This window comes from Pantoea sp. 1.19 (assembly GCF_001922585.1).
In the GTDB taxonomy this organism is placed as follows: Bacteria; Pseudomonadota; Gammaproteobacteria; order Enterobacterales; family Enterobacteriaceae; genus 1-19.
On sequence record NZ_MRBS01000003.1, the window covers coordinates 35,881 to 48,029 of the forward strand.

Below are 12,149 nucleotides of genomic sequence, written 5' to 3' on the forward strand. Positions count from 1 at the left end.
TCTCAGCAAGCTTCCAGCGTTAACAAAGCAATGTCTTTTTTACGCAGCACGAGGCTGACGCGGCGAGTTTTGATCTCGACCGGATCGCCCAGCGGCGCCACGCGGATCACCGCAAAGTGGCTGCCGGGCAGTAACCCGAGAGAGAGCAGTTTTTGCCGCCACGCCGGCGGCGCTTCCGGCGCAAAGCCGGTAAGGGTGTAGCTGTGGTTGGGCTGCAGACGCATAGCACCTTCCGTCCTGATGGGGAATACGTTAAAAAATAAGAGTGATAATCATTTCAGGTTGGTTCCGGGGCCATATCACCACAGTGGTGCCGGAGTGTCCAGAGGGATAGTGGTATCAGTTGATGAACGATTGACCCGCACGCCTTTCCCTGCGCCGGCAATTGGATTACACTTCTGCCGAATTTCTGCATGATTCCGCACTGTTACATCTTTCGTTGCAATTTTTCACGCCAATCTTCGCATTTTCTTCATGGTTGTTCAGTTCGTGTCTTTTACCCTTGCAGGGCTTTACGGTTGTTCTGACTGATTGACACTCGACCCCGTAAACTTGTTTTCGAACACACGACACCTCAACATGGTGCCGTCATACATCCGAAACGAAAGGACAATATCATGCGTAAACTCACCTCTCTGGTTGTAGCAATGTCACTGGCGCTGGGAGCAGCAAATATCGTTCACGCCGCCGCCGATAATCTGACACCGCCGCCGGCCGGCGCGGAAAAACCGGCGCACAAACCGGGCATGCACGGTCACAAACACGGCCCGATGGCCATGCTGAAAGACCTGAACCTGACCGACGCGCAGAAAACCCAGATTCGCGACATCATGAAAGCCGGCCGTAAAGAGATGAAGCGTCCGTCGGTTGAGGAGATGCGTCAAAACCACGCCATTATTGCCGCCAGCAGCTTTGATCAGGCTAAAGCAGCGCTGCAGGCGGATAAAATGACCGCTAACGCGAAAGAGAATGCGGTGGCGATGATGGCGACGCAGAACAAAATCTACAACGTTCTGACCGCGGAACAGAAAAAGCAGTACGATGCCAATTTTGAGAAGCATTTGGCAGAAATGGGTAAGCATAAAGATAAGATGCTGACACCGGCGGAATAACGTCGGGCCGCTTATTGCCCCGCCGCCAGTGCGGCCGGGGCTCCCGCCTTGAGACCGCCGGCGCTGCTCACCATCCCTGATTGCGGGGGTGAGCAGCGTCGGCGGTTTTGCGTTGGGCTCAGAACACGCCGCTGCCGCCGTCGGAACACCAGATTTGCCCGGTGGTGTAGCTGCTCTCATTGCTGGCCAGCAGTACATAGATGCCGGCAATCTCCGCCGGCTGACCCGGACGGCCCAGCGGCGCGGACTCGCCAAAGCTCATCACTTTTTCCATCGGCTGTCCGCCGCTTGACTGCAGCGGCGTCCAGTAAGGGCCGGGCGCGACCGCATTGACGCGGATACCCTGCGGTGCCAGCTGTTTCGCCAGCGCCTGACTGAACGCGGCAATGGCGGCTTTGGTTGACGCATAATCCAGCAGGTTTTCACTGGGCTTCCCGGCCTGCACCGAGGAGGTGTTGATGATAGCCGCGCCTGGCTTCATCAGCGGTACGGCCGCTTTGGTGATCCAGAACATCGCATAGACGTTGGTTTTATACGTCAGATCAAAGGCCTCGCTGCTCAGTTCGCTGATGTGATTGGCGAACTGCTGGCGGCCGGCGTTATTGACCAGAATATCCAGCCCGCCTAACGCCTCCGCCGCCTGCTCCACCAGCGACTGGCAAAAGGCTTCCGATGTAATATCCCCGGGCAGGGCCACCGCTTTTCTTCCTTCGGCTTCAATCAGGGCAATCACCTCGCGGGCGTCGGATTCTTCGGCGGGCAAATAGTTGATGGCCACGTCGGCCCCTTCACGCGCGTAAGCAATGGCCGCCGCGCGTCCGATTCCGGAGTCGCCGCCGGTCACCAGCGCTTTACGCCCCTGTAGCCGGCCGCTGCCGCGGTAGCTGGTCTCCCCATGGTCCGGCAGTGGACGCATCTCACTGGCCAGTCCAGGAGGCTGTTGGGGCTGGCGCGAAAATGCCGGCGCCGGCCCGGCGTCGCGTGGGTCAAGTAGCGGCTTGCGATCTGACGGGTTCATATGACCTCCCTGAAGTGTAAAAACAATCGGCCCGCAGAGTGCGGGCCACGGATTTAACACCTTAAGCCTGGTCGACGATTGACGATCGCGCCGGATAATTTATCGTTTGTCGAGATAAATTAACGGGTAATCACCGCGGAGCAGCGGTTTGCACAAAATCTTGTAGCCATCCTGATCAAAACTGGCGGCGGTGCGGCTGAGGGCCTGGGCCGCCTGCGGATCGCTGACCGATCCCAGCCACAGCCAGTGGTGAATAACATGGATTTGCGTCATGGTCGGCCCCTGTTCCACCATGCCTACGGCGCCTTGCCACGGCCAGCACACCAGCCGCACGCGCTCGAGTGCTGTTCGCAGACGCGCATCGTGCGCCGCGCGGCTTTCGCGACCGCAGCAGGCACCGGCGCAGCGCTGCAGCGCTGCGCGAAAGCAGGGGCGGCCGGCGCGCAGGGATTCCAGGCCCAGCAAACCGTAGCAGAGCTGGTGGTCATCGGCGAGACTGCGCAGGGTTTCCAGCGCCGCGTGGCGGCTGCCGTACAGGCCAAACAGGTCCGGCGTGTGGGCAAAATCCACCGCTTTAGCAGAGACCACCTCCGGCGTCGCGCCGTCCTGCAGTCGCAGGGAGCACAGTTGGCGATTTTTGCGCAGCCGCTTATTGAACAGCGGCTGACGGGTCTTGATCAGCTGCGCTTCCAGCAGCAGCGCACCCAGCTCACCGGCGGTTTCCGTGTAGCGGATCGTCCGGGTTTGCCGCAGCAGTCTGGCCTCGGCAGGGGTGCGAAAGTGGGACATGACGCGGGTGCGAATATTAATGCTTTTACCGATATACAGCGGCAGCGTATCGCTGTCGCCGTGGAATTCATACACGCCGGGCCCGCGCGGCAAATCGGCCAGCTGGTCCCGCAGGTGTTCGGGATACTGATAGATATCGGCGTCGTCGGCGACGGGGCCGTATTGCGTAAAACGTTTAACCACGGTGGCTCCTGATACTGTAGATAAACCCAGTATAGCAAGCCGCGGGAAACGCGCAAAGCGTGACCAGCCGGCAGGCTGGTCAGCGCAGTCAGGCTTGCCAGAAGTCGTCAAAGACGGTAATGGGCGGACGACGCTTGTGCTCAGTCTTGCGATACCAGTTTTCAATGGTGCGCGCCGCGGCGGGGTCGATGGACTGTCCCTCCAGATAAGCGTCAATCTGCGCGTAGGTTACCCCCAGCGCCACTTCGTCCTGCAGGCCGGGACGGTCATCCTCCAAATCGGCAGTCGGATCTTTCAGATACAGATGCGCGGGGCAGCCCAGCGCTTTCAGCAGCTGCTTACCCTGACCCTTGTGCAGGCGGAAAATCGGGTTGATGTCGGTGCCGCCGTCGCCGTACTTGGTGAAGAAGCCGGTGACCGCCTCCGCGGCGTGGTCGGTGCCGACCACGACGCCGTGGGTCATGCCGGCGATGCTGTACTGGGTTTTCATGCGCTCGCGCGCTTTGTCATTGCCGCGAACGAAATCGGAAACCGTCAGGCCCGCCGCTTTCAGCGCCTGCTCGGTGGCCTGCACCGCCGGTTTAATATTGACGGTTAGCACGCGATCCGGCTGGATAAAAGCGATGGCATCCTGACAATCCTGCTCATCGGCCTGAGTGCCATACGGCAGGCGCACGGCGATAAACTGGTAGTCATGAATGCCGGTCTCCTCGCGCAGTTCGCCGATCGCCAGCTGGCAGAGCTTTCCGGTCAGGGTGGAGTCCTGGCCGCCGCTGATGCCCAGCACCAGCGTGCGCAGGAACGGATGTGTTTTCAGATAGGACTTCAGAAAATCGACGCTGACCCGCACTTCGTGCTGCGGATCAATGGTGGGCTTGACGCCAAGGGCGGCGATAATCTCCTGCTGCAATGCCATACTGGTTCCCCCGTGAATGGATGGGCCATCGGGCCCGCTATCAACGTTAAACGTTAGCGCCTGCGGTGGCAAACGACAAGCGTCATTGCGCCTGCCGGATGGCCGCTGGCAAAAGGTCAGGCGCCGGTCGGTTGTCGCGCCAGCAGCCGGAATGTCAGCATCGCCAGCAGGTAGCAGCCAAACAGCGTCAGGCTCATGCTCAGCAGCGAGGTGCCGCCAAGGCTGGTTAGCGGGACGGCCACGCCGCCGAGAGTAAAGCCGGTGACGCCAATCAGCGCCGAGGCGCTACCTGCCCGCTCTCCCTGGCTCTGCATCGCCAGCGACGATGCGTTGACGGCGATGGCGCCCAGGCTGCCAATGGCGCAGAACAGCGCCAGCAGCACCAGCGGTAACGGTGCCGCCAGCAGGGCCGTCAGCAATAGCGCCGCGGCGGCGCTGAGCGCCAGCCACAGCGCGCCGCGCAGGACGCGATATTCGCCCCACAGCCCACTCAATCGGGAGCCGGCCTGCGAGCCGATGATCAGCCCGGCGCCGTTGGCGGCAAAGCAGTAGCTAAAGGCCTGCGGCGACAGGCCGTAAATCAGCTGCAGCACAAAGGGGGAAGCGCCGATGTAGGCAAACATACCGGCCATCGCACACCCCTGGGTCAGGCAGAAGCCCATAAAGGTGCGGCTGGCCAGTACCGGTCCCAGTCCGGCCCAGGTGCTGAGCAAGGATCCCTGACGCCGCCGCGGCGCGGGCAGGCTCTCACGCAGAAAGCGGCAGGCCATCAACAGCAGCGCCAGCGCAATCAGCGACAGCGCGGCAAACAGCCCGCGCCAGCTGAGGAAGGTGAGCAGCGCGCCGCCAAGCACCGGCGCCAGGATAGGCGCCAGGCCGTTAACCAGCATCAGCAGCGCAAAAAATTTGGTCAGATCGTGACCGCTGTAGGTGTCCCGGGCCATGGCGCGCGACAGTACTGCCCCTCCGGCGCCAAACATCCCCTGTAGCAGCCGCGCCAGCAGCAGCTGTTCAATGTTTTGCGCGAGGCCGCAGGCCAGCGAAGCGAGCAGGAACAGCAGCAGCGAGGCCAGCAGCGGGCGCAGGCGGCCATATTTATCGCTCAGCGGGCCAAACAGCAGCTGGCCAAGGCCAATGCCGGCCAGTCCGGCGGTGAGGCTGAGCTGCGCGGTGGCCGTGACGGTGTGTAAATCGGCGGTCAGCGCCGGCAGGGCCGGCAGATACAGATCGATACACAGCGGGCCCAGTCCGGCCAGCAGACCGAGGACGATGGCAAAGCCTAAACGGTGGGGAGTGGATGCGGTCATACAGCCTCTAAAACGGTAACGCGCATCCGTGATATGCCTGCGGATGCGAAAAGTTGACATAATTATACGTAAGTTGACCGCCTAACCCCACCCTTTCTGCGCGCCGGCTGGCGGAACCTTGAGCGAAAACAGGCGGATAATTTGAAAAAATATGATTCCTGCGCCAGGCTTATGCTGAACATGGACTCAGTGAGAGGAATAATGATGAAAAAAGTAACAGGATTTTTAGGTGCGGCAGTGGTGCTGGCACTGCTTTCCGGCTGTACCGCTTACGATCGTGCAGAAAGCTATGTCACCAAGCCGGTCGTGAAAGATGTGAAAAAAGGCATGACCCGTGACCAGGTTCGCCAGATTGCCGGTGCGCCGTCCACGGAGATTACCATGGTGCACGCGCGCGGTACCTGCCAGACCTACGTGCTGGGCCAGCGCGATGGTAAAGCGCAAACCTATTTCGTGAGCTACAGCGACACCGGTCGGGTAATGAATTACGGCTTCCAGAGCTGTGAAGAGTACGATACCGATCCGCAGGTGCCACAGAAGTAAGTGTCTGCAGTTCGCTAAAAGCCACGTCAGTGGCTTTTTTTACGCCCGCGCGAAGAGGGCACGGCGCCCGAAAATCCCGCGCGTCGTGCCCGGCGGCGGCGGGCGGGCAGGAGGACGTCTCCGGTCGGCTGCGCGTGGGGCGGCGGCGGGCAGACCGACGCCCGCATCAGCCCGGCGCTCACACCCGCGCGGCGCTTTCCGCCGCGGTGGCTGAGTAAACCACCGGCGCGCGCTGCCCGCTGCGCCGCGCGCGGAGGATCAGGCCGGAATGAGCCGCGAACGCGCGCTTCGCGACCAGATGCGGTGGCAGGTGAGGGCGGAGAGGAATTCGCTCATCAGGACGCCCTCCGCCTTGCTGTCTTCGATCACCCCCTCTTCGGTTTCTCCTGCGGCAAGGCCCCAGGGGGCCTTGAAGCGGCGCGCTTCGCCGCTCAGGCCAATGACCTTCAGGTGTTTGTAGGCTTCCATCAGGTAATAGCGGGCCGCGCCGTTTAACCACAGCCCTTCCATGTCACCGTCCGGCATCATCACGGCGTCAAACAGCAGCGACGGCAGAGTGCTAAAGGTGCCATCTGGCGTGACCGACGACCCGTCATCGGCCGTCACCGCACCCAGACCCGGCGCCACCAGCCTGGCATACACGCCTTCGGCGCGCAGCGCCTGTAGCATCGCCAGCAGATCCGCCGCGCTGACGCCGTTATCAATCACGATGGCGACCTGTCGACCGCGAATGTGGCCGCTGGGAATGGCGTACAGACTCAGGCTGGCATCCTTGCGCAGGCCGTTGACGTCCTTAGGCGGCAGGGTGTGCAGCAGATCATCTGCGAGGCGAATGCCCAGTCGCTCAGCGACCGCGTGGGCCAGGCCCACGTCAATGTGTACCAGCGCGCCCACGACCCGCTCGCGCAGAGCGTGGCGGCGCACTTTGCTCAGTTCATAGGCGAAGGCGTCGACGATGTGCTGCTGCTCAACCGGCGTCTGGCTGTGCCAAAACAGACGCGGCTGCGAATAGTATTCGCCAAAGGATGGACTGGATTCGCGGGTGGGTAGGCCCTCGCTCCGCTCCGGGTAGCTGGCAAACCCGCCGCGGTGCGGGCCAGGCGGCGTTTCGCGTGGCCAGTTATCGTTAATCGAGTTAGGGTGATAGTTCACCGGATCGCTGTCGATGACGCTGCGGTGACGCCCCGCCCGCTGGTGGTTATGCCATGGGCAGAGCGGCCGGTTGATCGGCAGCTCGTGGCCGTTCGGGCCACCCAGGCGTCCGGTTTGCGCATCGGTGTAGGCGAACAGGCGCCCCTGCAGCAGAGGATCGTGGGTAAAATCGATCCCCGGTACGATGTGGCCCGGGTGAAACGCTACCTGCTCCGTTTCGGCAAAATAGTTATCCGGATTTCGGTTGAGCACCATTTTGCCAATCAGCTCGACCGGCACCAGCTCTTCGGGGATAAGCTTGGTGGCGTCCAGCAAGTCGAAATCGAATCGCGAGGCGTCCTCCTCCGGAATACGCTGAACGCCCAGCTCATATTCCGGAAAATCGCCGGCTTCGATTGCGTCCCACAGGTCGCGGCGGTGGTAATCCGGATCGCAGCCGGCCAGCTTTTGGGCTTCATCCCAGACCAGCGAGGCTTTGCCGGCCACCGGCTTCCAGTGAAAGCGTACCAGCGTGGCGTCGCCCGCGGCGTTAATCATGCGAAAGGTATGGATGCCAAAGCCCTCCATGGTGCGGTAGCTGCGCGGGATGCCGCGGTCCGACATCATCCACAGCACGTTGTGCAGCGTTTCCGGCTGCAGTGAGACGTAGTCCCAGAAGCTGTCGTGCGCACTTTGTCCCTGCGGCATCTCACTGCGCGGATCCGGCTTCAGGGCGTGGACAAAATCGGGAAACTGAAGCGCGTCCTGGATAAAAAAAACCGGCGTGCTGTTGCCCACCAGATCAAAATTCCCTTCCTCAGTGTAAAACTTGGTGGCAAAACCGCGAATGTCGCGCACGGTATCGGCGGAGCCGGCGCTGCCGGTCGCGGTGGAAAAACGCACAAATACCGGCGTGATTTGCTCTGGCGATCGCAAAAAATCGGCGTGGGTCAGTGTCGCCAGCGAACGATAGGGCTGGAACCAGCCGTGGGCCGCCGCGCCGCGGGCGTGCACCACCCGCTCCGGAATGCGCTCGTGGCCAAAGTGGCTGAGTTTTTCCCGCAGGATAAAATCTTCCAGCAGGGTCGGGCCGCGCACCCCGGCGCGCAGTGAACGCTGATCGTTGGCAATCCGGGTGCCCTGATTCGTGGTGAGCGGCTGGTTTTCGCTCCGGCGGCGAAAGGTGTCCAGCGCCTGTAGCTTCGCCGAGCTGACGTCAGGGGCCCCGCGCCCGTCGGGGGCGGTGGGCTGGCTACCCGGGGCGCCGGGACGGTGCGGACCGTCCGCCGGCACCGGCGAGTCCGTTCCAGGCCTGGCGGATTCCGGGCCGCTGGCGGAGGCCGGGTGCTGCGGGGGCGTAAACGCGTTATCTTTCGACATGGCCTGATGCTCCTGTTGCCGTCGGGTACCAAGGTCACTTAACTATAGAACATCCCCCCCGGCAGACAGCAAAAGGGCGCCTTATGGCGCCCTGAAAGGGTAACAAGCCGTGAACCGTTAGCGATGCGCCAGTTCCGCCTCGTCCTCTTTATCGGTGTTCATAACCTGGCGATCGGTGAGCTTCATCCACTGGCTGGTCAGGGTGCCGGCAGTCATCGAACCGTTCACGTTCAGCGCGGTGCGGCCCATGTCGATCAGCGGCTCAATGGAGATCAGCAGCGCCACCAGCGTGACCGGTAACCCCATCGTCGGCAGGACGATCAGCGCGGCGAAGGTGGCCCCGCCGCCGACGCCGGCCACCCCCGCGGAGCTCAGGGTGACGATTCCGATCAGGGTGGCCATCCACAGCGGATCAAAGGGGTTAATGCCCACCGTGGGGGCCACCATCACCGCCAGCATCGTCGGATAGAGACCGGCACAGCCGTTCTGGCCGATGGTCGCGCCGAAGGAGGCGGCGAAGCTGGCAATGGATTCCGGTACGCCGAGGCGACGGGTTTGTGCTTCTACGCTCAGCGGAATGCTGGCCGCACTGGAGCGGCTGGTGAAGGCGAAGGTGATAACCGGCCAGACTTTACGGAAGAAGCGCAGCGGGCTGACGCCGTTGACGGAGAGCAGCAGCGCATGTACCGCGAACATGATTGCCAGGCCCAGGTAGGAGGCAATAACAAAACTGCCGAGCTTGATGATGTCGTGCAGATTAGAGCTGGCAACCACTTTCGTCATCAGCGCCATCACGCCATACGGCGTCAGCTTCATCACCAGGCGGACCAGCTTCATCACCCAGGCCTGCAGGGTATCGATCGCCGCCAGCACGCGTTCACCTTTACCGGCATCGTCTTTCAGCAGCTGAAGCGCCGCGACGCCCAGGAAGGCGGCAAAGATTACCACGCTGATGATGGAGGTCGGGCTGGCGCCGGTCAGATCGGCAAACGGATTTTTCGGAATAAATGACAGCAGCAGCTGCGGCGCAGTGAGATCCGCCACTTTGCCTGCGTAGTTGCTCTGAATCGCCGCCAGACGCGCGCTCTCCTGAGCACCCTGCACCAGACCACTGGCATTAAGGCCAAACAGCCAGGTAACGAAAATGCCTACCGCGGCGGCAATTGCCGTTGTAAACAGCAGCACGCCGATGGTCAGAATGCTGATTTTACCCAACGAGGAGGCGTTGTGCAGGCGCGCCACCGCGCTGAGAATAGAGGCAAAAACCAGCGGCATAATGATCATTTGCAGCAGCTGGACGTAACCATTGCCGACGATGTTAAACCAGCTGATCGAGGTTTTCAGCACCGGATTGTCGGCGCCGTACACGGTATGCAGTGCCAGACCGAACAGCACGCCGACCACCAGGCCGGCAAGGACTTTTTTTGACAGGCTCCAGTCAGCGCGCGCGGTACGCGCCAACAGCAGCAGTAGCGCGACAAACGCGACGATATTCAGAATCAACGGCAGATTCATCCCCAGTTCTCCTTAGCGCCCGTCTCGCCTGACGCAAGCGGGCATCTTGTGATGATAAATTACGCCAGCAGCGTAACAGTTCGCGCATGGTATCAGTTCGCCCCGTGGGCGACTTATATCCAAAAAGTATGGCTTATAACCGAACGCGTGAATTTGTACACTGACTGAGCGATGTGCTACCTGATTAGCCGGTTAAACGTGTCATGAAGTGCGGTCAGCGTCTGCTCTGGCCAGGCGGTAGTGCCGAACGGCGGAGTGCCGGGGCTGAACCACAGCGACCAGGCGACCAGCGCGCTGCACAATACCCGTTCCAGCTGATTGCCGCGCTGGCTGTTGAGCAGCGGCAGGCGAAAGCGCCAGCGGCACGGCCACAGCAGCGGCACTCCGGCGGGGGTGAGCATGTCGGCAATGATATGACTGAGGTAGCCGACGACCATCCCCTGCAGGGCATCGGGGGGCAGCCAGCTGTCGGCAGGCAGCTTCACTTTTAACAGAAACACCCCGCCGGCGACGGCCAGCAGGCTGTGGGTGAAACCACGGTGGCCAAAGATGCGCGCGATAGGCTTTGATAACCACTTCAGCCGCTGGCCGAGCAGGGATTTGGGGTGATCAATATCCGGTAACAGGCAGGTTAACAGCGCTGCCGGGATAATGTGCCACCAGTCGCCATTGGCCAGTTCAGGGGTCAGCTCAGCGCGCCCGGCGAAGATGGCGCTGGCCAGGGCAAAGATAACGTGGCCTTCGGCGGTCATCGCGGATTCCTGGAGGATTCTGGTAATCCATCCAGTATAGGGAATTTATCCAGTGGTTTGAAGTGGTTACACTGTAACTAAAGTTATCTGCTGCTTTTCCCGGCAGCCGCCCGCGCGGGCGGCCGTTGCGGCCTTTAGCCGTGCAGATCCGCGGCGCGAAGCGCGCAAAGCTGGCTGAGCCTGACCTCGGCCAGCACCCAGCGCGGATCGGTACGCTGCGCCGCGGCAGGAACCACAATGGCGCGCATGCGGGCAGCCTTGACCGCCACCATGCCGGTCAGCGAGTCCTCCAGCGCCACGCAGCGCTGCGGATCGATCCCCAGCCCGGCGGCGGCGTTAAGATAGACCTGCGGATGCGGCTTGCTCAGCGGCAGCGTGTCTGCCGAGGCAAGAAAGGCAAAGCGATCGCGCAGCGCGAACAGCGTCAGCACCTGCTCAATCATCGCCAGCGGCGAGGCGGACGCAAGGCCGATTTTCAGCCCCTGCGCCGCGCACAGGTCAAGCGCATGATGGACTCCGGGCATGAGCGGGCGGGCTGCCTGTATCAGCGCCAGGGTGCGGGCGCTGATCTGCTCGGTCACCGCTTCGCACGACGGGCCGCGCCAGGGCGAGACGGCGTACCACATCGCCACGACCTGATCGATACGCACGCCGGTGGTTTCCGGCAGCCGGTCGCGGCAGCGCAGATCAACGCCCAGTTCACCCAGCACCTCCTCTTCGGCACGCTCCCACAGAGGCTCGGAGTCAATCAGCAGACCATCCATATCAAAAATGGCGGCTTCACAAGGCAGATGATAACGCATGCGACGTTCCTGTTTGGGAAGAGAGGCTTTACTGTAACATGTCCGCCGGGGGGAAGGCATGCGCCGTGCTCCCGTGGGCAAAAAAGAGCGATTTTTCAGGCGTGATGGGCTAACTGCGGGTAGACTTACAGCCACTGAAATCTGGAGAGGAATTACGATGACTTATCAACAGGCGAGCAGGATCGCAGTGGTAAAGCGGTTGGCCGGTTGGGGGCTGTTTTTGATTGCGCTGCTGTCGACCACCGTGTCGCTGCTCGGCTTTTTATATCAGCGTAGCCAGCATCCGCTGCAGGGGCTCGACGCCGTGCTGCTGGATTTTATTCGCGTGATGGTGGAGATGATCAGGTTTAATACGCCGTTTCTGGCGCCGCTGTGGCAGCACTCTCCGGTGCCGGATTTTCGCACGGCGGCCAACGTCGGCTTCTGGCTGGTCTATTTTCTGATTTTTGTCGGTCTGGCGCTGACCGCCTCCGGCGCGCGGATGAGTCGCCAGGCCCGCCACGTGCGCGAGGGCATTGAAGACCAGTTGATCCTCGAGCGCGCAAAGGGCAGTGAAGGGCGCAGCCGCGACGAGCTGGAAGCAAAAATAGTGCTGCCGCGGCATACTATCCTGCTGCAGTTTTTTCCGCTGTATATCCTGCCGCTGCTGATCGCCGCCGTGGGCTATTTCATCCTGAAGCTTGTCGGCTTTCTGCCCTGA

At 61.6% G+C, this 12,149-nt stretch carries 12 protein-coding genes; 3 read left to right on the forward strand and 9 right to left on the reverse strand.

Annotation, left to right across the window (positions count from 1 at the left end; translation table 11 throughout):
• Window positions 1–2 precede the first annotated feature (2 nt).
• On the reverse strand, window positions 3–224 hold the full coding sequence (feoA, locus tag BS626_RS06790) for a ferrous iron transporter A (RefSeq protein ID WP_075181644.1): 222 nt from the start codon (window positions 222–224) through the stop codon (window positions 3–5).
• A 393-nt stretch (window positions 225–617) separates the two neighbouring features.
• On the opposite strand from feoA, the gene spy reads away from it, so the two are divergent.
• Complete coding sequence (gene spy / locus BS626_RS06795; RefSeq protein WP_075181645.1) at window positions 618–1,112, forward strand: ATP-independent periplasmic protein-refolding chaperone Spy; 495 nt, start codon at window positions 618–620, stop codon at window positions 1,110–1,112.
• A 118-nt stretch (window positions 1,113–1,230) separates the two neighbouring features.
• On the opposite strand, the gene BS626_RS06800 is transcribed toward spy, so the two are convergent.
• From BS626_RS06800 to BS626_RS06815, 4 genes are all read right to left on the reverse strand, one after another.
• Window positions 1,231–2,130, reverse strand: a complete 900-nt coding sequence (locus BS626_RS06800; RefSeq protein WP_075181646.1) for an SDR family oxidoreductase — start codon at window positions 2,128–2,130, stop codon at window positions 1,231–1,233.
• A gap of 99 nt (window positions 2,131–2,229) precedes the next feature.
• Window positions 2,230–3,102, reverse strand: a complete 873-nt coding sequence (cho, locus tag BS626_RS06805) for an excinuclease Cho (RefSeq protein ID WP_075181647.1) — start codon at window positions 3,100–3,102, stop codon at window positions 2,230–2,232.
• An 88-nt stretch (window positions 3,103–3,190) separates the two neighbouring features.
• The gene (gene nadE, locus BS626_RS06810; RefSeq protein WP_075181648.1) at window positions 3,191–4,018 is read right to left on the reverse strand and encodes an ammonia-dependent NAD(+) synthetase; all 828 of its coding nucleotides are present in this window, start codon (window positions 4,016–4,018) and stop codon (window positions 3,191–3,193) included.
• A gap of 116 nt (window positions 4,019–4,134) precedes the next feature.
• Complete coding sequence (locus BS626_RS06815) at window positions 4,135–5,325, reverse strand: multidrug effflux MFS transporter (protein ID WP_075181649.1); 1,191 nt, start codon at window positions 5,323–5,325, stop codon at window positions 4,135–4,137.
• Window positions 5,326–5,529: 204 nt separating this feature from the next.
• Between BS626_RS06815 and osmE the strand changes: the two genes are divergently transcribed.
• The gene (gene osmE / locus BS626_RS06820) at window positions 5,530–5,868 is read left to right on the forward strand and encodes an osmotically-inducible lipoprotein OsmE (RefSeq protein ID WP_075181650.1); all 339 of its coding nucleotides are present in this window, start codon (window positions 5,530–5,532) and stop codon (window positions 5,866–5,868) included.
• A 258-nt stretch (window positions 5,869–6,126) separates the two neighbouring features.
• On the opposite strand, the gene katE is transcribed toward osmE, so the two are convergent.
• The 4 genes from katE to hxpB all read right to left on the reverse strand — a co-directional run bounded on the left by katE (window position 6,127) and on the right by hxpB (window position 11,449).
• A complete protein-coding gene (gene katE, locus BS626_RS06825) occupies window positions 6,127–8,379 on the reverse strand; it encodes a catalase HPII (protein ID WP_075181651.1) in 2,253 nt (750 codons plus the stop codon).
• Window positions 8,380–8,496: 117 nt separating this feature from the next.
• Window positions 8,497–9,894: an L-cystine transporter gene (locus BS626_RS06830; RefSeq protein ID WP_075181652.1), complete on the reverse strand. Its 1,398-nt coding sequence runs from the start codon at window positions 9,892–9,894 to the stop codon at window positions 8,497–8,499.
• Window positions 9,895–10,070: 176 nt separating this feature from the next.
• Window positions 10,071–10,646 carry a metal-dependent hydrolase gene (locus BS626_RS06835; protein WP_075181653.1) on the reverse strand — a complete coding sequence of 192 codons (576 nt, stop codon included), beginning with the start codon at window positions 10,644–10,646 and terminating at the stop codon, window positions 10,071–10,073.
• A gap of 134 nt (window positions 10,647–10,780) precedes the next feature.
• A complete protein-coding gene (gene hxpB, locus BS626_RS06840) occupies window positions 10,781–11,449 on the reverse strand; it encodes a hexitol phosphatase HxpB (protein WP_075181654.1) in 669 nt (222 codons plus the stop codon).
• A gap of 157 nt (window positions 11,450–11,606) precedes the next feature.
• Between hxpB and BS626_RS06845 the strand changes: the two genes are divergently transcribed.
• On the forward strand, window positions 11,607–12,149 hold the full coding sequence (locus BS626_RS06845; protein WP_075181655.1) for a YniB family protein: 543 nt from the start codon (window positions 11,607–11,609) through the stop codon (window positions 12,147–12,149).